Below are 20,602 nucleotides of genomic sequence, written 5' to 3'. Positions count from 1 at the left end.
ACCTTCCGGCGGCTCTCCGCGGCGTCGCGACGCCCGGCACGCACCCCACCGCACCGTCGACCGTGCGCCACCCCTTGGCGGAATGGCGAAATCCGCCCATGCTCCGCCACATGACAGCAAAACTGATACATCGTCACTTGACGAGACGTCACATCCTGGGCATGGCAGCCCTGCAGACCGCGGCCACCCTCGGCTTCACCCGCGTCGGCCTGGCCTCGGCCCGGGCGCAGCAGCCCGCCCCCGTGGAGGCCGCACCGGCGATCGTGGTCGGCTCGGGCTACGGCGCCGCCGTGGCCGCCCTCCGCCTCGGGCAGGCAGGCATCCGCACCCTGGTGATCGAGATGGGCCGTCTGTGGAACACCCCCGGCCCCGACGGCCGGGTGTTCTGCTCCACCACCGACCCCGACCACCGCTCCATGTGGTTCCGCACCCGCACCGAGGCCCCCCTGGCCACCTTCCTGTGGCTGGACGTCGTCAACAGGGACATCGGCCGCTACCCAGGCGTCCTGGACCGCGTCCGCTTCGACCACATGTCGGTGTACGTGGGCCGCGGCGTCGGCGGCGGCTCCCTGGTCAACGGTGGCATGGCCGTCACCCCCTCCCGCGCCTACTTCACCCGGCAGTTCCCGACCGTGGACGCCGACGAGATGTACGGCACCTACTTCCCGCGCGCCCGCGCCGCACTCGGCGTCAACGCCGTCGACCCGGCCTGGTTCGAGTCCACCGAGTGGTACCGCTTCACCCGCGTCTCCCGCCGGCACGCCCGCAAGGCGGGTCTGCGGACCACCTTCGTGCCCAACGTCTACGACTTCGACCACATGCGGCGCGAGGCCGAGGGCACGGCGCCGAAGTCGGCCCTCGCGGGCGAGGTCATCTACGGCAACAACCACGGCAAGCGCAGCCTGGACAAGACCTACCTGGCCGCCGCGCTCGGCACCGGCAACGTCACCATCCACACCCTGGAACGGGTCACCGGCATCGCCAGGGCGGCCGACGGCGGCTACGTCCTGACCGCCGACCGCATCGACGACACCGGGACCGTCGTCGGGACCGGCCAGTACGCCTGCGACCGGCTGTTCCTGGGCGCCGGCAGCGTCGGCACCACCGAACTCCTCGTGCGCGCCCGGGAGACCGGCACCCTGCCCGACCTGGACGCCCGGGCCGGCGCCGGCTGGGGCCCGAACGGCAACGTGATGCTCGGGCGCGCCAACCACCTGTGGGACACCGTCGGGGCCCACCAGTCGACCATGCCGGTCATGGGCATCGACGACTGGGACAACGCCGCCAACCCGGTCTTCGCGGAGATCGCCCCGCTGCCCACCGGCCTGGAGCACTGGGTCAGCCTCTACCTGGCGATCACCGGGAACCCCGAGCGGGCGTCGTTCACGTACGACGCCTCGTCAGGGTCGGTGCGGCTGGGATGGAGCAGCGCCCAGAGCGCCGTCTCCGCCGGCATGGCGCGCAACCTCTTCGACCGGATCAACGCGGCCAACGGCACCATCTACCGCTGCGACCTGTTCGGCGCCGCCGGCCGCGTCTTCGCCGACGACTTCACGTACCACCCGCTCGGCGGCTGCGTGCTGGGCGAGGCCACCGACGACTACGGCCGGGTCAAGGGGTGCCCGCGGCTCTACGTCACCGACGGCTCGCTGATCCCCGGCTCGATCGGGGTGAACCCGTTCGTCACGATCACCGCCCTCGCCGAACGCACCATGGCGCGGGTCCTCGCCGAGGACACCGCGCCATGACACACCGCCGGCGAGCCGTGGACTACGTGGACTACTTGGCGTAGATCGCCTCGATCTCGTCCGCGTAGTCCTTCGCCACCACGTTCCGCTTGAGCTTCAGCGACGGGGTGAGGTGGCCCGAGTCCTCCGTGAACTGGGAGGGGAGAATGCGGAACTTCCGCACCGATTCCGCCTTCGACACCGCGGCGTTGCCGTCGTCGACCGCCGCCTGGACCGCCGCGAGCAGGTCCGGGTCCTCGCGCAGCGACGCCGCGGTGGAACCCGCCGGCTTGCCGTGGTCGGCGCACCAACGGCCCAGGAACTCCTCGTCGACGGTCACCAGCGCGCCCACGAACGGCCGGCCGTCGCCCACCACCATGCACTCCGCGACCAGCGCGTGCGCCCGGATGCGGTCCTCGATCACGGCCGGGGCGACGTTCTTGCCGCCCGCGGTGACGATGATCTCCTTCTTGCGGCCGGTGATGCGCAGGTAGCCGTCCTCGTCGAGGGTGCCGATGTCACCGGTGTGGAACCAGCCGTCGGTCAGCGCCTCGGCCGTCGCGCCCGGGTTGTTCCAGTACTCCTTGAAGATGTGCTCGCCGTGCAGCAGCACCTCGCCGTCGTCCGCGATCCGGATCACCGAACCCGGCAGCGGCTGGCCGACCGTGCCGATCTTCTGGCGGTCCCACGGGTTGAACGCGGTGGGCGCGGTCGACTCGGTCAGGCCGTAGCCCTCCAGCACCGTGAAGCCGATGCCGCGGAAGAAGTGGCCCAGCCGCTCGCCCAGCGGGGCGCCGCCCGAGATGGCGTACTCGCCCCGGCCGCCGAGCACCGCGCGCAGCTTGCCGTAGACCAGCTTGTCGAACACCTTGTGCTTGATCCGCAGCCCGATCGACGGGCCCGAGGGGGCGTCCAGCGCCTTGCTGTACGCGATCGCGGTGTCGGCCGCCCGGTCGAAGATCGCGCCCTTGCCGTCCGCCTGCGCCTTGGCCCGCGCCGAGTTGTAGACCTTCTCGAAGACCCGCGGCACACCCAGGATCAGCGTCGGCCGGAACGCGGCCAGCTCGTCCGTGAGGTTCTTGATGTCGGGGACGCAGCCCAGCTTGATCGGCGCCATCATCGGGGCGATCTGCACCAGCCGGCCGAAGACGTGCGCGAGCGGCAGGAACAGCAGCACCGAGCACTCGCCGGTGCGGAACAGCGGGCGGAGCCGCTCCACCACGTTGCCGCAGTCCGCGAAGAAGTTGCGGTGCGTCAGCACACAGCCCTTGGGCCGGCCCGTGGTGCCGCTGGTGTACACGATGGTCGCCGGGTCGTCCGCCTTGGCGAGCGAGCTGCGCTCCTCGACCGTCCGGTCGGCGACGTCCTGCCCGAGCCGGCCCAGCTCCTCGATGCCGCCGGCCTCGATCTGCCAGACGTGCTTGAGGGCGGGCAGCGCCTCACGCACCGCCTCCACGGCCGCCGTGTGGTTGTCCAGCTCGGTGACGATCGCCGTCGCCCCCGAGTCCGACAGGATCCACCGCACCTGCTCCGGCGAACTGGTCTCGTACACCGGGACGGTGATCGCGCCGGCGCTCCAGATGGCGAAGTCCAGCAGCGTCCACTCGTACCGGGTGCGCGACATCAGGCCCACCCGGTCGCCCGGCTGCACCCCGGCGGCGATGAGCCCCTTGGCTGCGGCGCGCACCTCGGCGAGGAAGGCGGTGGCCGTCACGTCCTGCCAGACGCCGTCGACCTTGCGGGCGATCACGGCCACGTCCGGGTGCTGCGCGGCGTTTCTGCGGACGATGTCGGTGAGATTGCCGTCCGCAGGGACCTCGTACAAAGCCGGAAGGCTGAACTCGCGCAAGACTGCTGCTCCTCATAGGGCGCCGGCGCCACGACGTTGTGTGCTGCGACGGTGCGGTCCAAGGCTCGGGCAAGTGCCCAGGAGGCCGGCCGACGGGTCGGGGACCCGCTGGTTGAAATCCTGAGCACGACTGGACCGACCGGACGTTACCCGCCGGTATGGCTTTTTCGACAGGGGGTCCCGGCGAGATGTTCCCTGCGTCACACGGATGGGGCTTCTTCGTCCGTACGGTAGTCGAGGCCGTTGACGACTAGCCAGTAACCGGGGGCGCGCGGGCGGACCCGCCCCTGTTCACGCCCGCCGCACCCGCCTACCCTTGATCGACATGGCATCCCCCTCCACCGGTGGCCGCGGCACCCGCGTCCACGTGGTCAGCGATGTGCACGGCAACGCCCGCGACCTGGCCCGGGCGGGCGAGGGCGCGGACGCCCTGGTGTGCCTCGGCGACCTGGTCCTCTTCCTCGACTACGCCGACCACTCGCGCGGCATCTTCCCCGACCTGTTCGGCGCGGAGAACGCCACCCGCATCGTCGAACTGCGCACCGCCCGCCGCTACGAGGAGGCGCGGGAGCTCGGCGCGCAACTGTGGGCGGGGATCGGCACCGACCGCGCGACGGTGATCGAACAGGCGGTGCGCAAGCAGTACGCCGAACTGTTCGCCGCGTTCCCCACCCCCACCTACGCCACGTACGGCAACGTCGACATGCCGCCGCTGTGGCGCGAGTACGCCGGACCCGGCACCACCGTCCTCGACGGGGAGCGGGCCGAGATCGGCGGCTGGGTCTTCGGCTTCGTCGGCGGCGGCCTGCGCACCCCCATGCGGACGCCGTACGAGATCAGCGACGAGGAGTACGCCGCGAAGATCGAGGCCGTCGGGGAGGTGGACGTGCTGTGCACCCACATCCCCCCGGAGGTGCCCGAACTGGTCTACGACACGGTGGCGCGCCGCTTCGAGCGGGGCAGCCGCGCGCTGCTCGACGCGATCCGCCGGACCCGGCCGCGCTACGCCCTGTTCGGGCACGTCCACCAGCCGCTGGTCCGGCGGATGCGGATCGGCGCCACGGAGTGCGTGAACGTCGGGCACTTCGCGGGCAGTGGGCGCCCCTGGGCGCTGGAGTGGTGAGAGCGCGCAGGTGGGCGGTGTCAACGGGCGGCCGGGTGCGCGGTAGCCTTCACGCTGCACACGCGTGCGCGGCGCGTGCGGCACGTACCCCAGTATCGGCCCGCATCCGGAGGAGCCAAGGCGATGGCGGAACACACCAGTTCGAGTATCACCATCGAGGCGGCGCCGGCCGACGTCATGGCGGTCATCGCCGATTTCGCCCGCTACCCGGACTGGACCGGCGAGGTGAAGGAGGCGGAGGTCCTCGCCACCGACGCCGGGGGGCGCGCCGAGCAGGTGCGGCTGGTCATGGACGCCGGGGCGATCAAGGACGACCAGACGCTGGCGTACACCTGGACCGGCGCGAACGAGGTCTCCTGGACGCTGGTGAAGTCGCAGATGCTGCGCTCGCTGGACGGCTCCTACCTGCTGAAGCCGGCCGGTGACGGGGCCACCGAGGTCACCTACTCGCTGACCGTCGACGTCAAGATCCCCATGCTCGGCATGATCAAGCGCAAGGCGGAGAAGGTCATCATCGACCGCGCGCTGGCCGGCCTGAAGAAGCGGGTGGAATCGGGCGAGTAGCCGGCCGGCCACGGGGAGCCGGGCGACCGGCCGGCCCCCGGCTCTCCACTACCGTTCAGAGCATGCGCACCCTCCTGATCACGGGACCCGGCGGTTCCGGCCGGACGACCGTCGCGGCGGCCACCGCCCGCGCCGCCGCGGCCGACGGCACCCGCACCCTCGTCCTGAGCGCCGACCGCTCGGACACCCTCGGCGCGGCGCTGGGCGTGCGGACCGGAGCCGCACCCGTGACGGCCGGCCCGCACCTCACCGCCTGGCGGCCCGACCCCGCCGCCGCCTTCCGCGACGACCTCGCCGCCTTCCAGGAGCGCGCCTCCACCGTCCTCGACCTGCTGGGCGCCTCCCGGCTGGACCCCGAGGAGGTCACCCCGCTGCCCGGCGCCGGGGAACTCGCCCTGCTGCGCGCCCTGCGCGACGCCGCCCTCGCCGACCGGCACGACCTGCTGGTCGTGGACCTCCCCCCGGCGCCCCAGGCCCTGGCCCTGCTGTCCCTGCCCGAGGAACTGCGCCGCTACCTGCGCCGCCTGCTGCCCCCCGAACGGCAGGCGGCCCGCGCCCTGCGCCCGGTCCTCGGCCGTCTCGCCGGCGTCCCCATGCCCGCGGAGTGGCTGTACGACACCGCGGCCCGCTGGGACCTGGAGCTGGCCGCCGTCGACGCCGTCGTCACCGACCCCGGCACCTCCGTGCGGCTGGTGGCCGAACCGGGCCCGGCCGGCGCCGACGCCGTCCGCGACGCCGCCCTCGGCCTCGCGCTGCGCGGTCTGCGCGCCGAGTCCCTGATCGCCAACCGCCTGCTGCCCGAGCCCGGCACCGGCAGCGACGGCTGGCTCGCCGGACTCGCCGCCCAGCAGCGCAAGACGCTCCAGGAATGGACGGACACCTACGACGACGTCCGCTCCCTCGCCCACCTCGGCCGCGACCCCCGCGGCGCCGACGACCTCGCCGCCCTCGACCCGGGTCCCGTCAACACGGGTCGTCCCCCGGTCGAGTGGCCGGTCGCCGACCGGCCCGCCGCCGAGGGCGCCGACCGGGTCTTCGTATGGCGCATCCCCCTGCCCGGCGCCATACGCGACGACCTCGACCTGGTCCGGCGCGGCGACGAACTCGTCGTCACCGCCGGCCCCCACCGCCGCATCCTTGCGCTGCCCTCCGCGCTGCGCCGCTGCACCGTCGACGGCGCCGGACTGCGCGACGGCGAGCTGTCCGTCCGGTTCGCGCCGGACCCCGAGCTGTGGCCGCGCGCACGGTGAACCCCGTACCGCCGTTCGGGTAACGTCGGAGAGACGAACCGTAGTCAGGAGTCCGTCATGAGCGAAGAGCGCCCCGAGAACGACGGCACCGCGCAGGAGCCCGTCGGAGAAGCTCAGCGCGCCGCCGACGCCGACGCCTGGGCGACCGCCTGCGCCGAGGACCTGGCGGCCGAGAAGGCCCGCCGCCGCACGGAGTACGGCCCGCCGCCCGGCTCCGCCGCCGAGGAACTGCGCAAGTTCGTCGACGCCGTCGCCGACCGGCTCTCCGGACTGCGCTCCCCGCTGCTCGGCTCGGTCGCCGGACCGGCGGCCGAGCAGGTGGTGCGGCAGGTCGTCCGCCAGGCCAAGGCCGCCGTGGAACCGGTCATCGAACGCAACCCGGACGTCATCGACCACCTGGCCGCCGCCGGCGGCGAACTCCTCGCCGCCTACCGCTCGGCCGTCCAGTCCCACGAGCACCGCTGGACCACCCGCGACACCGGCCTCGACGACGTCCGCGACCGGCCCGACCGCACCGACCGCGGGGAGGACGGGGGCCCGGGGCAGCACATCGACTTGGACTGACTCCCGCCTCGGGTACGGTTGGCCCTAGCGGGGCTCGACCGAAACTGAGGGATTCATGGGACTCACCATCGGCGTCGACATCGGCGGCACGAAGATCGCGGCCGGCGTGGTCGACGAGGAAGGCAACATCCTGTCGACCTTCAAGGTGCCGACCCCCACCACGCCCGAGGCCATCGTGGACGCCATCGCCTCCGCGGTGGACGGCGCGCGGGCCGGGCACGCGATCGTCGGCGTGGGCATCGGAGCCGCCGGGTACGTCAACCGGCAGCGCTCCACCGTCTACTTCGCCCCCAACATCGACTGGCGCAACGAACCGCTGAAGGAGAAGGTCCAGGAGCGCACCGGCCTTCCCGTCGTCGTGGAGAACGACGCCAACGCCGCCGCCTGGGGCGAGTACAAGTTCGGCGCGGGCAAGGGCCACCGCAACGTCATCTGCATCACCCTCGGCACGGGCCTCGGCGGCGGCATCATCATCGGCAACAAGCTGCGCCGCGGCCACTTCGGCGTCGCCGCCGAGTTCGGCCACATCCGCATGGTGCCGGACGGCCTGCTGTGCGGCTGCGGCTCCCAGGGCTGCTGGGAGCAGTACGCCTCGGGCCGGGCCCTGGTCCGGTACGCCAAGCAGCGCGCCAACGCCACCCCGGAGAACGCGGAGGTCCTGCTCGGCCTCGGCGACGGCACCCCCGACGGCATCGAGGGCAAGCACATCTCCATGGCCGCCCGCCAGGGCGACAAGGTCGCCGTCGACTCCTACCGCGAGCTGGCCCGCTGGGTGGGCGCCGGCCTCGCCGACCTCGCCTCCCTCTTCGACCCGTCCGCCTTCATCGTCGGCGGCGGCCTGTCGGACGAGGGCGAACTGGTCCTCGACCCGATCCGCAAGTCGTACAAGCGCTGGCTGGTCGGGGGCAACTGGCGCCCGGTCGCCGACGTCCTGGCGGCGCGGCTCGGCAACAAGGCGGGCCTCGTCGGCGCCGCCGACCTGGCGCGGGAGCCCGACCCGATCATGTGACCGGCGTCCTGCCCGAGGGGCGCGGGGGCGCGCGGCACGCCACACACCACCGGTGGCCGCGTAGTCCCCCCGCGCCCCCACCCCGTGGGCGTACATTGATCCACATGGAGCTCATCCGCGTCCTGAGCTACAACATCCGCTCCCTCCGCGACGACGAGAACGCCCTGGCCCGGGTCATCGGGGCGTGCGCCCCCGACCTGGTCCTCGTCCAGGAAGCCCCCCGCTTCTTCCGCTGGCGCAAGAAACTGGCCCGCCTGGCCAGAGCCGCCGACCTCGTGGTCCTCTCCGGCGGAGCGACCGCCGCCGGCCCCGCCCTCCTCTGCTCCCTGCGCGCCACCGTCGAGCACACGGAGGACGTCCTCCTCCCGCTCACCCCCGGCCTGCACCGCCGCGGCTTCTCGACGGCGGTCGTCCGCCTGGGCGGCGCCCGCCTCGGCGTCGTGAGCTGTCACCTCAGCCTCGACGCCACCGAACGCCACGCACAGACCGGCATGCTCCTCGACCGCCTCGCCGCGATGGACGTGGACCACGCCGTCGCGGGCGGCGACCTCAACGAACGCCCCGGCGGCCCCGCCTTCGCGCGCCTCACCGACGAACTCCAGGACTGCTGGAGCGTGGCCGCCGCCCCCTGGGGCGGCGAAAACACCTTCCCGCAGACCGGCCCCGACCGCCGCATCGACGCCGTCTTCGCCACCAAGGGCGTCGAGGTGGTCGCCTGCGGCGTACCCACCGCCCTGCCCGGCATCACCGCCACGGACCTGAGGACGGCCTCGGACCACCTCCCGGTCCTGGCCGACCTCGAAGTCCCGGTCGTCCAGCCGGCCGGACGCCGAGGACCAGTCGGCTAGACGACCGCTCCCCGCCCCGGATCCCCGTCGTCCTCGTCGTCCGTGCGCATCCGCACCACCAGGGTGGCGAAGCCGCCGAGGAAGCCGCCGATGCCGAGGGTGGTGAGCCACCAGGTCATGTCCCAGCCGAGGAGCACCGCCAGCAGGAGGAGCACCGGGCCGCCGATGACCGCCAGCCAGGCGAACTTGGCCGTGGCGTCGGCGGCCGGCAGCGGCGGCGGCTCCGGCGGGACGAAGTGGCCCTCGTCGTCCTCGCCGAGATCGCCGTCGGCGGGCTCCGCGAGCGAGTAGTCGCGGGGGCCGCCGACGCCGGGCGCGAACGAGATCGAGCTGCCGAGCGGGCGGGCCGGATCGGCCTCCGGCTCGCCCTCCTCGCGTGTCACGCCCCGCTCGTCCTGCGCGCCGGCCGTCCCCGTGCCCGGGGCCGGCTCGTCGTTGGCCCGCGACTCCAGCAGCGCCAGGTCCTCGACCGACTTGAAGGGCTTGGTGCCCGGCGGGTCCGGGGGCTCGTCCCCGTACCCGGCGACGATCGCGGCCCAGGCGGCCGCCTCGTCGAAGGGCACGCTCTGCTCCTCCGGTTCGAGACCGTCCTCACGGTCGGAGTCGTGCTCAGCCACCTGCCGTCGTCCCTTCCTTCCCGGCCCGGGGTGCGAGCCGGCCGATGAACGAGAGGCTCTCCTCGAAGATCCGGTCCGCGTCGTAGTCCAACGTCGCCACGTGGTAGCTCTGTTCCAGCAGGATCTCGGTCACGTCCACCGACGACACCCGGTTCAGCACCCGCGCCGAGTCGGCCGGCGGCACCACATGGTCCTGCGGGCTGCGCAGGAGCAGCAGCGGCTGGGTGACCTGCGGCAGCTCGCCGTCCACCAGCCGGAAGAAGTTCCGCAGCGAGTGGGCGGCGTGCAGCGGCACCCGGTCGTAGCCCAGCTCGGCGCCGTCCGGCCGGGCGATGTCGCTGGCGATGCCCTTCGTGGTCCGCACCAGGTGGCGCGCCACCGGGAGGGCGTACGCCGACAGCCCGTGCACCTTGTTCGCCGGGTTGACCACCACCACGCCCCTGACCGCGTCACCGTGGCGCGCCGCCAGACGCAGCGCCAGGGCGCCGCCCATGGACAGCCCAGCTACGAACACCTCGGTACAGCGCTCGCGCAGGACGCGCAGCTCGCGGTCCACCTCCGCGTACCAGTCGGGCCAGCCGGTGAGCTGCATGTCCTCCCAGCGGGTGCCGTGGCCCGGGAGCAGCGGCAGGGACACGCTCAGGCCGTGCCCGGCCAGGTGTTCGGCCCAGGGGCGCAGCGACTGGGGGGAACCGGTGAAGCCGTGACAGAGAAGGACCCCGACCTCTCCGCCCTCATGGCGGTACGGCTCGGCTCCAGGAAGGACCGGCACCTCGGTCTCCTGTTCTTCTGAGGAGGGACGTTCACGAAGGGACGTGCACTGAGGGACGTGAGGTTCACCGTACGCGACGGCACCGACACCGACCAGGCCCGCCGGGTTCCTTCGGGCCCTTCGGCAGCACCGGCCGGGTCACCGACGGGTTAAGGTCTGTTCGACACATACAGGAGGCACTCGGTTGTTGTACGGCGCGATGAAGGTTTCCGTCGGGGGACCGCTGAAGATGATCTTCAGGCCCTGGGTGGAGGGCCTGGAGAACGTGCCCGCCGAGGGCCCCGCGATCCTGGCGAGCAACCACCTGTCGTTCTCGGACTCGTTCTTCCTGCCTGCGGTCCTCGACCGCAAGGTGACGTTCATCGCGAAGGCCGAGTACTTCACCACGCCCGGGGTGAAGGGCCGGCTGACGGCCGCCTTCTTCAAGGGGGTCGGCCAGCTCCCGGTGGACCGCTCGGGCGTGCGCGGGGCCGGAGAGGCCGCCATCCGCAGCGGTGTCGAGGTGCTGGAGCGCGGTGAGCTGTTCGGCATCTACCCGGAGGGCACCCGCTCGCCCGACGGCCGCCTCTACCGCGGCAAGCCCGGCGGCCTGGCCCGCGTGGCCCTCGCCACCGGCGCCCCGGTCGTCCCGGTCGCCATGATCGACACCGAGAAGATCCAGCCGCCCGGCCAGGTGATGCCGAAGGTCATGCGCCCCGGCATCCGCATCGGCAAGCCGCTGGACTTCAGCCGCTACCAGGGCATGGACAGCGACCGCTTCGTGCTGCGCGCGGTGACCGACGAGGTCATGTACGAGATCATGAAGCTCTCCGGTCAGGAGTACGTCGACATGTACGCGACCGCCGCCAAGCGGCAGATCGCGGAGGCGGCCAAGGCGGAGAAGGAGGCCGACAAGGCCCTCGCCCAGGCCGAGAAGGAACAGGCCAAGAAGGAGAAGGCCGAGCGGGACAAGGCCGAGCGGGACAAGGCCGAGAAGGAGAAGGCCGAGCGCGACAGAACCGAGTAGGGGGCGGGCCGTCCGGGGCGGGGCGGGGCCGAGCAGGACAGACGGACGAGGGGGGACCATGGCCCGGCGCGAGCGTGTCATGCGGATGTCGGTGGAACTGCCCCTGTGGCGTGCCCTCACCGCCTTCCGCGTCCTGACCATGCTGTACGCGATCGGCCTGTACGTCTCCGCCCGCGACCACTACGACCGCCCCGGCCTCGTCCTCGCCTACTACGCCGTCCTCGCGCTCTGGACCCTCGCCACCCTGCCCCGGGTGCAGAACGCCGCCGTCTGCACCAAGCGCTTCCTCGCCGCCGACCTCGCCATCGCGCTCACCGGCATCGTCCTGACCCCGCTGGCCGCCACCGGCCGGCACATCCAGGACGGCGGCCCCACGCTGCCGTCGATATGGACCGCCGGCTCGGTCCTCGCCTACGCCATCAAGGGCGGCTGGCGCTGGGCGGCGTTCGCCTCCACGACCGTCGCCGCCGCCAACCTCGTCGAGCGCGGCCACCCGGCCCGCGACACCGTCCACAACGTGATCCTCGTCTGGGTCGCCTCCATCGCCATCGGCTACGTCGTCGAGGTGGCCCGCGCCTCCGAGCGCACCCTGGCCCGCGCGCTGGAGATCGAGGCCGCCACCCGTGAACGGGAGCGGCTCGCCCGGGACATCCACGACGGCGTGCTCCAGGTCCTGGCGATGGTGAAGCGGCGCGGCGCCGCACTCGGCGGGGAGGCGGCCGAGCTGGGCCGGATGGCCGGTGAGCAGGAGGTGGCGCTGCGCGGCCTGGTCTCCGGCGGGCTGACCCCGGTGTCCCGGGTGTCGGAGGACGCCGCCCAGGGTGCGTTCGTCCGCCTCGTCGAGGAGGACGACGGCGAGGACGCCGACGCCCGCGTCGACCTGCGCGCGCTGCTCTCCCCGTACGCCGGCGAGCGGGTCCAGCTCGCCGAGCCCGGCGCCCCGGTCGACCTGCCCCCCGCCGCCGCCCGCGAACTGGCCGCCGCCGTCGGCGCCGCGCTGGACAACGTGCGGCAGCACGCCGGCCCGAGCGCCCGCGCCTGGATCCTCGTCGAGGACGAGCCGGACTCGGTGATCGTCACCGTACGGGACGACGGGCCCGGCATCCCGGCAGGCCGGCTGGCGCGGGCCGAGACGGAGGGACGGCTCGGCGTGGCCCAGTCCATCCGGGGACGGCTGCGCGATCTCGGCGGGACCGCCGAGCTGGTCTCGACCCCGGGGCAGGGCACCGAGGTCGAGCTGACCGTACCGAAAGACGTGACGAACACCCGGGGGAAGGCAGGACTGCGATGAGTGCGAACCAGGGGCGCGGCCCGATCAGGGTGATGGTGGTCGACGACCACCCCATGTGGCGGGACGCGGTCGCCCGCGACCTGGCCGAGTCGGGCTTCGAGGTGGTCGCCACGGCGGGCGACGGCGACCAGGCCGTGCGCCGCGCCCGGGCCGCCGGGCCGGACGTGCTCGTCCTCGACCTGAACCTGCCCGCCAAGCCCGGCGTCCAGGTCTGCAAGGAGGTCGTGGCCGCCGACCCCGGGGTGCGCGTCCTCGTCCTGTCGGCGAGCGGTGAGCACGCCGACGTGCTGGAGGCCGTCAAGTCCGGCGCGACCGGCTACCTGCTGAAGTCGGCGTCCACGGAGGAACTGCTGGACGCGGTGCGCCGCACCGCCGACGGGGACCCGGTGTTCACCCCGGGGCTCGCCGGGCTGGTCCTCGGCGAGTACCGCCGGCTCGCCTCCGAGCCGGCCCCCGCCCCCGACACCGACGAACCCGGCGCGCCCCGGCTGACCGACCGCGAGACCGAGGTGCTGCGCCTGGTCGCCAAGGGCCTGAGCTACAAGCAGATCGCCGAGCGTCTGGTCATCTCCCACCGCACCGTCCAGAACCACGTGCAGAACACCCTCGGCAAGCTGCAACTGCACAACCGGGTGGAGCTGGTCAGGTACGCCATAGAAAAGGGCCTCGACGACGCCTGAACCGGCGCGTCGTCCCCGTCCGCCCCGCTAGCGTGGAGCGTGAGCGCACGACACACGCACGCACACCACCCACACGCACAAGGCGGCGAAGGGACATCCCCATGCGCGTCGGAGTACTCACCGGAGGCCGCGACTGCCCCGGCCTGAACGCCGTGGTGCGGGCCGTGGTCCGCAAGGGCGTACAGGAGTACGGCCACGAGTTCGTCGGGTTCGTGGACGGCTGGCGCGGCGCCCTCGACGGCGACACCGTCCCCCTGGACATCCCCGCGGTGCGCGGCACCCTCCCGCGCGGCGGCACCATCCTCGGCACCTCGCGCACCCACCCCCTCGACTACGACAACGGTGTCCGCCGCATCCGTGACAACCTCGCCAAGCACGACGTCGAGGCACTGATCACGATCGGCGGCCGGGACACCCTCGGCACGGCGGCCCGGCTCGCCGACGAGCACGGGCTGCCCTGCGTCGCCGTACCCAAGACCATCGACAACGACCTGCCGGGCACCGACTACACCCTCGGCTTCGACACCGCCGTGGGCGTCGCCACCGGCGCCATCGACCGGCTGCACACCACCGCCGAGTCGCACAAGCGGGTCCTGGTCGTCGAGGTGATGGGCGGCGACGCCGGCTGGATCGCCCTGCACTCCGGGCTCGCCGGAGGCGCCAACGTCATCCTCATCCCCGAGCAGCCCTTCGACGTGGACCAGGTGTGCGCCTGGGTCACCTCCCGCTTCCGCGCCTCCTACGCGCCCATCGTGGTCGTCGGTGACGGGGCCCGCCCCAGGGACGGCCATGTGGTGCTCACGCCCAGCGGGTCCGGGCAGGCGCGGCTGTCCGGGGTGGGGGAGTGGCTGGCCCGGGAGATCGAGGGCCGCACCGGCAAGGAGGCCCGCACCACCGTCCTCGGCCACCTCCAGCGCGGCGGCTCCCCGAGCCCCTACGACCGCTGGCTGGCCACCCGCTTCGGACTGCACGCCATCGACGCCGCCCACGAGGGCGACTTCGGCACGATGGTCGCCCTGCGCGGCCCGGACGTCGTCCGGGTGCCGATCGCCACGGCGACGGGCGCCCCGAAGACCGTCGACCCGCAGCTGTACACCGAGGTGGGGGTGTTCTTCGGCTGACGGCGGCCCGCACGCCGGGCGACGCCGCCGCGTGCCGGGCACGGCGGCGCCGCCCCCGAGGGGCGCGCCGCGCCGTGCCCGGCCGTATATTCGCCGGTATGGAGATCCTCGCCTTCGGAGTGCAGGCCGACGAGAAGCCCCTCATCGAGCGGGCGTTCGCCGGGCACCACGACGTCCGCTGCCTCGACGTGTTCCTCAACGAGGACACCGTGCCCATCGCGCTCGGCTACGAGGTGATCTCCACCAGCGTCAACTGCGACCTGAACAACCGTGTCCTGCAGACCCTCGCGGCCGGCGGCACCCAGATGGTGGCCCAGCGGTCGACGGGCTTCAACAACGTCGACCTGCCCGTGGCCGAGCGGCTGGCGATGACCGTCGCGAGGGTGTCGTACTACTCGCCCTACTCGGTGGCCGAGTTCGCCTGGACCCTCGCCATGGCGGTCAACCGCCGTATCGTGCGCGCCGCCGGCCGCACCCGGGACTTCGACTTCCGGCTCCACGGGCTGATGGGCCGTGACATGCACGGCCGCACCGTCGGCGTCCTCGGCACCGGCAAGATCGGCGAGGCGTTCGCCCGGATCGCCCACGGCTTCGGCATGCGGCTGCTCGGCTGGGACGTCGCCGAGAACCCGGCCTGCCTGGAGCTCGGCATGCGGTACGTCCCCAAGGAGCAACTGCTCGCCGAGGCCGACCTGATCAGCCTGCACGTGCCGCTCACGCCGCAGACCCAGCAGCTCATCGACGCGCAGGCGCTGAAGGCGATGAAGGACGACGCGGTCCTGGTGAACACCAGCCGCGGCGGCCTCATCGACACCGCGGCCCTCGTCGCCGAACTGCGCGAGGGCCGCTTCACCGGCGTCGGCCTCGACGTCTACGAGGCGGAGGCGGGCGTGTTCTTCCTCGACAAGTCCCTGGAGGCCATCGAGGACGACACCCTGGCCCGCCTGGTCACCTTCCCCAACGTCCTGGTCACCTCCCACCAGGCGTACTACACGGTGGACGCCGTCAGCCAGATCATCGACACCACCCTCGGCAACGTCCTCGACTACACGGCCGGCCGCCGCTCGGAGAACGTGCTGGTGCCGCGCAGCTGAGCCATCAGCTCCCGCACGATCGCGGCACCGTTCAGCGTCAGCACCGACTCGGGGTGGAACTGCACCCCGGCGAACCCGGCCGCCCGTACCGCGTGCACCTCGCCATTGGAGGCCCGGCTCACCTCGACGCCGCGCGCGGCCAGCGCCGTGTGGGCGTCGTCGTCGCAGCGCGCCGCGAAGCTGTTGTAGAAGCCGACCGTCTCCGGCCGTCCGAACAGGTCGACTGTCGTCTGCGCGCCCTGGTACGGGACTTCCTTGCGGACGATCTCCAGCCCCAGCTCGGCCGCGATCAGCTCGTGGCCGAGACACACGCCGAGGACCCCCTGCCCGTGGTCGCGCAGCACCTCGGCGGTCAGCTCGCGCAGGAACCGCATCTTCGGGTCGCCGAGGTCGGACGGGTCGCCCGGCCCGGGGCCGAGCACGAGGGGGCCCCGGTGCGCCCGTACGGCGTCCCGCAGCCCCGGTTCGTCGTAGCGCCGCACCGTCACGTCCAGGCCGCTGGAACGCAGCACGTGCGCGAGCATCGCCGTGAAGGTGTCCTCGCCGTCGACGACCAGGGCGTGCCCGGCGAGTGCCGACTCCGGCGCGGCCGGCCCCTGCATCCGCAGCCAGAACGGGGCCAGCGAGGAGCGGCGCCCGTCGAGGGCGGCGCGCACCCGGGGGTCGTCGGCCAGCCGCGGCAGCGCCCGCTCCTCGCGGGGCCGGGCCGGCCGCACGCCGAGCGCGGCCAGGACGCCCGCCGCCTTCGCGTGGGTCTCCGCGACCTCGCCGCGCGCGTCGGAGCCGCGTACCAGGGTCGCGCCGACGGGCACCCGCAGCCGGCCGTCGGCGGAGATGTCCGCGGTGCGGATGAGGATCGGGGAGTCGAGGGTCTGCGTGCCCCCGGAGTCCCGGCCCAGCAGTGCCAGCGCACCGGCGTAGTAGGCCCGCCCGCCCACCTCGTGACGCTCGATCACCCGGCAGGCGTTCTGTACCGGGGAGCCGGTGACCGTCGCCGCGAACATGGTCTCCCGGAGCACCTCCCGCGCGTCCAGCGAGGAACGTCCGCGCAGTTCGTACTCGGTGTGCGCGAGGTGCGCCATCTCCTTCAGGCGCGGCCCGACGACGACGCCGCCCATGTCGCCGACGGTGCACATCATCTTCAGCTCCTCGTCGACGACCATCGACAGCTCCTCGATCTCCTTGCCGTCGGCGAGGAAGTCCAGCAGGTGCTCGGGCGTCGGCCCCTCGGCCGGATAGCGGTACGTGCCGCTGATCGGGTTCATGACGACCGTGCCGCCGGCCATCCGGACGTGCACCTCCGGGCTGGCGCCGACCAGCGTCCGCTCCCCGGTGTGCACGAGGAACGTCCAGTAGGCGCCCCGCTCGCCCTCCAGCAACCGCCGGAACAGGGCCAGCGCGTCGGCGCGGGAGAACCCCGGGATCTCCCCCTCGTAGGTCCGCCGGATGACGAAGTTGGCGCCCTCGCCGCGCCCGATCTCGTCCCGCAGCACCCGGCCGACGATCTCGGCGTACTCCTCGTCGCCGACGTCGAAGCCGCCGCCCTCGACCCGCACGTCGTGCGCGGGCAGCCGGTCCAGGGCCTCCCGCAGGGACACGGTGTGGGTCTCCTCGGGGGTGAGCACCGTCAGCGGGGTGCCGTCGTCGCGCACGTCGAAGCCGCGCTCGCGGATCTGCCGGAACGGGACCAGGGCCAGCCCCTCGTCGGGGAGGTCGGCGAGCCGCTCGCGCGTGGCGACCGGGCCGATCAGGACCTCGACCACGTCGGGGGTCCGGCCCGGGGTGCGGCGCCGCAGCAGGGCGAAGGGGCGGGTGTCGTGCGCCAGCTGTGCGAGATCCATGGGTCCTCTTCCGTCGATGTCATGACGTCGATGTCGGTGAGGAACGACCCCGGACACGCCGAAGGCCGCCCCTCGGGCGGCCTTCGCGAAGTCTTGCGTACGCGCAGTCAGTGGGCCGCCGGATGAGCGGTCCACCACCAGTTCTGGTGCGTCGGCGCGTGCATGCGAGGGACTGTAGCGCATCCGCCCGCGGCGCCCCAGCACGTCCCGTGATGTGGGACGGCTGTGGCGCCGCGGGCGGTCGGTCGCCGGACGCGCGCGGGTCAGACGATCATGTCGTAGATGTTCCAGCCCCAGCCGATCTTCGTCCGGGAGGTGTAGGGGGCGGTGGCGTTGCCGGTGCCCCGGTAGAGCCACAGTCCGCCGTCCGGGTCCCGGGCGATCAGGTCGGGCCTGCCGTCGCGGTCGAGGTCGCTCGGCCCGAGCAGCAGGTCGTAGATGTTCCAGCCCCAGCCGATCTTCGTCCGGGGGGCGTAGGGGGCGGTGGCGTTGCCGGTGCCCCGGTAGAGCCAGAGTCCGCCGTCGGTGTCCCGGGCGATCAGGTCGGCCTTGCCGTCTGCGGTGAAGTCGCCGGTGTCGGTCAGGGCGTCGTAGATCTGCCAGCCCGCGCCGATGCGGGTGCGGGGCAGGAACGGCCGCGCGGTGTCGCCGGTGCCCTGGTAGAGCCAGAGCACGCCGTCCCGGTCGCGGGCGACCATGTCGGGCCGGCCGTCGGCGGTGAGGTCGCGGGCGCCGGTGACGACGTCGTAGATGTTCCAGCCCGCGCCGACCCTGGTGCGCGGCAGGTAGGGCGCCGACGGGTCGCCGCTGCCCTTGTAGTACCAGAGCACGCCGTCCTTGTCGCGCGCCGTCATGTCGCCGGTGCCGTCCGCGCGCAGCGCCGTCAGGGACGTCACCATGGTGTAGATGTTCCAGCCCCAGCCGGCCCGGTAGCGGCTGAGGAACGGCGTGGAGCCGCTGCCGGTGCCCTGGTACTGCCACAGCACGCCCGAGGAGTCACGGCCGAGGATGTCGTAGCGGTCGGTGGCCGGGTCCGGGGCGGTGCTGTTCACCACGTCGACGTCCGAGGCGCGCACCCAGGCCAGCCGGTGGTTGAAGCGGATCGGGTAGAACGTGTCGGTGCCGCCCACGACCACCGTGCGCGAGCCGGCGCCGGAGCCGTCGTAGGTGCCGCTGTTGTAGTAGGAGCCGGTCACCTCCGAGCCCGCCAGCGTGTACGTCTGGCCGGCGGGGACGGTGTACTTGGTCAGCGGGTCGGTGTTCGCGTCCTGGACCGGCACGTCGGTGCCGTCGTACGCGGCGTCCTCCGGGTAGGTGCGGCCGTAGACCGGGACGCTGCCGAGGCCGGCCCTGGGCCTGACCACGCTCTGGGTGCCGACGGCCGTGGCGAACCGGCCGCCGCGGTTGTAGAACCAGGCCTTCTGGCCGCCGTACCAGATGGCGGTCCAGTCGCCGCGTGCCTCGGCGACGACGTACTCGCCGCCGGCCACGACCTTGTTGCCCCAGTTCCAGCCCTCGGTGGAGGAGATCGAGCCGAGGTACGGGTCGGTGATCGGGGCGGAGCTCGTGGAGGGCGACGAGTACAGGTAGGTGAAGTTGGCCGGCTGGGTGGCGACCGCGGCGCCGTTGTTCGTCAGCTTCGGCTGGTTCGCCGTGGTGAAGGGCGGGACGACGCGGATCAGCTGGCCGGCCTTGTAGACCCCGCCGGCGCCGCCGGCCCCGGTCGGGGCGCCGACCAGCTGCATGTAGTGGTTCCAGTCCCAGAAGGGGCCCGGGTCCCAGTGCTGCTTGGCGACGTTGGTGTCCAGGGGGCCCGGGACCTCGTCGTGGCCGATGATGTGCTCGCGGTCCAGCGGGATGTCGTACTTGGCGGCCAGGTACTTCACCAGTGCGGCGGAGGACTCGTACTCCGGCTCGGTGTACCAGCTGCCGTCCTTGATCGCGTAGCCCTCGTGCTCGATGCCGATCGAGTGCATGTTCATGCTCTTGTTGCCGGCATGCCACGCCTCGTTCTTGTTCTCGACCATCTGGGTGACCAGACCGTCCGAGGCGCGGATCAGGTAGTGGGCGCTGGCGTAGGTGCGGGAGTTCTGGAAGACCCCCAGCGAGCTGTCGTAGCTGCCTTCGGTGTCGTGCAGCAGGATGTAGCGGATCTCGTGGCCGGTGGCGGGGCGGCTCGCGACGCTGTAGTTGCCCCAGTCGTCGATGGTGCCGTTCTGCTGGTAGGCGGCGGGGCGGAAGTCGCAGTTCAGGCCGGCCGGGCAGTCGGGGGAGGCGGTGGTGGTCGTTGCGGCCGCCGCGAGGTCGAAGTCGTCGGACTTCCGCGGCCGGACGGCCGGGTCGGCCGGCAGGGTCAGGGTCTCGCCCCCCGTGGTGACCCGGCGCTCACCCTTCCTGATCGACTCGTACACCCGCGCGGCGAAGAGGTCGGCGCCCTTGCGGTCGGTGGCCTGGCTGGCGCGGGCCACGGCCGGGTACCAGGCGCCGGGGTCCTCGGGCAGTGAGCCGGTGGCCGCCTTCTGGTACTCGGCGAGGAGCGCCGCACCCGCCCGGATGCTCTGCAGGGGGTCGTCCTGCACCTCCTGCGGCGAGACGTCGATCAGCCCGGCGGCCTCGTCCAGCGTGTGCAGGCGCGGGTCGGCGGTGTCGACTGCCTTCTTCTTCAGGCTCCTGAGCGCCTTCGCGGCGTCGAAGTGCTTCTCGACGGCCGGCTCGCCACTGAGGTTCATGTGGTCGAGCAGGTGCTCGCGCTCGTCGGTGTCGCCGTCCTTGCCGTCGCCGAGGTCCTCCGCGTCGACGTCCGTGAGGGCCATGACGTTGTAGGCGCCGGTGGTGGACGGCCGCCCGTCGTGGTCCTCCCAGCGGGTCTGCCGGTAGGAGACCGCCATGAGCACGTTCTGCGGTACGTCGAACTCCGCGGCGGCCCGGGCGAACGCGCTCTGCAGCGACGGCGCCTCGGCCGGTGAGTCGTCGGACCCCAGCAGGCCGGGCGAGGCCAGGGCCAGCGTGCCGGCCGTGGCCGCCGCCACCACCACCGAGGCCACGCCGTAGACGAGCAGTCTCTTCTTCTTGCGGTTTCTGCGATGGCCCGCGCTCAAGTCCCTACCCCTGTCGGTCCGGAATCCCCTGAAGGCCGATCCCTGCTTGCGTGTAGATCGCACCTATGAGGTCCAGCGTTCAACGAGGGGCTGCTGTTACTCATGGGAAATACCGCGGCGGCCGAGGGCTCCGTCTCATCTGTCGAGC

General features: G+C 72.7%; 18 protein-coding genes. 12 read left to right on the top strand and 6 right to left on the bottom strand.

Annotated features, from left to right (window positions below):
- Nucleotides 1–110: 110 nt before the first annotated feature.
- Nucleotides 111–1,748: a GMC oxidoreductase gene (locus AC3ET3_RS11510; protein ID WP_488191630.1), complete on the top strand. Its 1,638-nt coding sequence runs from the start codon at nucleotides 111–113 to the stop codon at nucleotides 1,746–1,748.
- 31 nt (nucleotides 1,749–1,779) lie between these two features.
- Here AC3ET3_RS11510 and AC3ET3_RS11505 read toward each other — a convergent pair whose 3' ends face one another.
- Complete coding sequence (locus tag AC3ET3_RS11505; RefSeq protein WP_432135589.1) at nucleotides 1,780–3,576, bottom strand: AMP-dependent synthetase/ligase; 1,797 nt, start codon at nucleotides 3,574–3,576, stop codon at nucleotides 1,780–1,782.
- Between the two features lie 325 nt (nucleotides 3,577–3,901).
- On the opposite strand from AC3ET3_RS11505, the gene AC3ET3_RS11500 reads away from it, so the two are divergent.
- The 6 genes from AC3ET3_RS11500 to AC3ET3_RS11475 all read left to right on the top strand — a co-directional run bounded on the left by AC3ET3_RS11500 (nucleotide 3,902) and on the right by AC3ET3_RS11475 (nucleotide 8,934).
- On the top strand, nucleotides 3,902–4,699 hold the full coding sequence (locus tag AC3ET3_RS11500; RefSeq protein WP_435612052.1) for a metallophosphoesterase family protein: 798 nt from the start codon (nucleotides 3,902–3,904) through the stop codon (nucleotides 4,697–4,699).
- Between the two features lie 123 nt (nucleotides 4,700–4,822).
- Nucleotides 4,823–5,263, top strand: a complete 441-nt coding sequence (locus AC3ET3_RS11495; RefSeq protein ID WP_432135587.1) for an SRPBCC family protein — start codon at nucleotides 4,823–4,825, stop codon at nucleotides 5,261–5,263.
- Between the two features lie 62 nt (nucleotides 5,264–5,325).
- Complete coding sequence (locus AC3ET3_RS11490; RefSeq protein ID WP_432135586.1) at nucleotides 5,326–6,513, top strand: ArsA family ATPase; 1,188 nt, start codon at nucleotides 5,326–5,328, stop codon at nucleotides 6,511–6,513.
- A 57-nt stretch (nucleotides 6,514–6,570) separates the two neighbouring features.
- Nucleotides 6,571–7,077, top strand: a complete 507-nt coding sequence (locus AC3ET3_RS11485) for a DUF5304 domain-containing protein (RefSeq protein ID WP_432135585.1) — start codon at nucleotides 6,571–6,573, stop codon at nucleotides 7,075–7,077.
- Between the two features lie 55 nt (nucleotides 7,078–7,132).
- The gene (locus tag AC3ET3_RS11480) at nucleotides 7,133–8,086 is read left to right on the top strand and encodes an ROK family glucokinase (protein ID WP_432135584.1); all 954 of its coding nucleotides are present in this window, start codon (nucleotides 7,133–7,135) and stop codon (nucleotides 8,084–8,086) included.
- 104 nt (nucleotides 8,087–8,190) lie between these two features.
- Nucleotides 8,191–8,934 carry an endonuclease/exonuclease/phosphatase family protein gene (locus tag AC3ET3_RS11475; RefSeq protein ID WP_432135583.1) on the top strand — a complete coding sequence of 248 codons (744 nt, stop codon included), beginning with the start codon at nucleotides 8,191–8,193 and terminating at the stop codon, nucleotides 8,932–8,934.
- On the opposite strand, the gene AC3ET3_RS11470 is transcribed toward AC3ET3_RS11475, so the two are convergent.
- Nucleotides 8,931–9,551 carry a hypothetical protein gene (locus tag AC3ET3_RS11470; RefSeq protein WP_435612051.1) on the bottom strand — a complete coding sequence of 207 codons (621 nt, stop codon included), beginning with the start codon at nucleotides 9,549–9,551 and terminating at the stop codon, nucleotides 8,931–8,933. The two genes, AC3ET3_RS11475 and AC3ET3_RS11470, sit on opposite strands and share 4 nt — an antisense overlap.
- Nucleotides 9,544–10,323, bottom strand: a complete 780-nt coding sequence (locus AC3ET3_RS11465) for an alpha/beta hydrolase (RefSeq protein ID WP_432135581.1) — start codon at nucleotides 10,321–10,323, stop codon at nucleotides 9,544–9,546. Before AC3ET3_RS11465 ends, AC3ET3_RS11470 begins: the two co-directional genes overlap by 8 nt.
- 199 nt (nucleotides 10,324–10,522) lie before the next feature.
- On the opposite strand from AC3ET3_RS11465, the gene AC3ET3_RS11460 reads away from it, so the two are divergent.
- The 5 genes from AC3ET3_RS11460 (at nucleotide 10,523) to AC3ET3_RS11440 (ending at nucleotide 15,515) form a co-directional block, all read left to right on the top strand.
- Nucleotides 10,523–11,329: a lysophospholipid acyltransferase family protein gene (locus tag AC3ET3_RS11460; protein ID WP_432155740.1), complete on the top strand. Its 807-nt coding sequence runs from the start codon at nucleotides 10,523–10,525 to the stop codon at nucleotides 11,327–11,329.
- A 58-nt stretch (nucleotides 11,330–11,387) separates the two neighbouring features.
- A complete protein-coding gene (gene macS / locus AC3ET3_RS11455; protein ID WP_432135579.1) occupies nucleotides 11,388–12,620 on the top strand; it encodes a MacS family sensor histidine kinase in 1,233 nt (410 codons plus the stop codon).
- Nucleotides 12,617–13,300, top strand: coding sequence for a response regulator (locus tag AC3ET3_RS11450; protein ID WP_432135578.1), 684 nt, complete (start codon nucleotides 12,617–12,619; stop codon nucleotides 13,298–13,300). Before macS ends, AC3ET3_RS11450 begins: the two co-directional genes overlap by 4 nt.
- A gap of 101 nt (nucleotides 13,301–13,401) precedes the next feature.
- Nucleotides 13,402–14,421, top strand: a complete 1,020-nt coding sequence (locus tag AC3ET3_RS11445) for a 6-phosphofructokinase (RefSeq protein ID WP_432135577.1) — start codon at nucleotides 13,402–13,404, stop codon at nucleotides 14,419–14,421.
- A 98-nt stretch (nucleotides 14,422–14,519) separates the two neighbouring features.
- Nucleotides 14,520–15,515 (top strand): 2-hydroxyacid dehydrogenase, encoded by a 996-nt coding sequence (locus tag AC3ET3_RS11440; protein WP_432135576.1) that lies wholly within the window; start codon nucleotides 14,520–14,522, stop codon nucleotides 15,513–15,515.
- Here AC3ET3_RS11440 and AC3ET3_RS11435 read toward each other — a convergent pair.
- The 3 genes from AC3ET3_RS11435 to AC3ET3_RS11425 all read right to left on the bottom strand — a co-directional run bounded on the left by AC3ET3_RS11435 (nucleotide 15,467) and on the right by AC3ET3_RS11425 (nucleotide 20,454).
- Complete coding sequence (locus AC3ET3_RS11435) at nucleotides 15,467–17,356, bottom strand: anthranilate synthase family protein (protein WP_435612050.1); 1,890 nt, start codon at nucleotides 17,354–17,356, stop codon at nucleotides 15,467–15,469. The two genes, AC3ET3_RS11440 and AC3ET3_RS11435, sit on opposite strands and share 49 nt — an antisense overlap.
- Nucleotides 17,357–17,463: 107 nt before the next feature.
- On the bottom strand, nucleotides 17,464–17,520 hold the full coding sequence (locus AC3ET3_RS11430) for a trp operon leader peptide (protein WP_432135733.1): 57 nt from the start codon (nucleotides 17,518–17,520) through the stop codon (nucleotides 17,464–17,466).
- Nucleotides 17,521–17,619: 99 nt separating this feature from the next.
- Nucleotides 17,620–20,454 (bottom strand): N-acetylmuramoyl-L-alanine amidase, encoded by a 2,835-nt coding sequence (locus AC3ET3_RS11425; RefSeq protein ID WP_435612049.1) that lies wholly within the window; start codon nucleotides 20,452–20,454, stop codon nucleotides 17,620–17,622.
- Nucleotides 20,455–20,602: the final 148 nt, after the last annotated feature.

Source organism: Streptomyces sp. bgisy159 (assembly GCF_057707805.1).
This window is presented reverse-complemented; position numbering and strand designations above follow the sequence as displayed.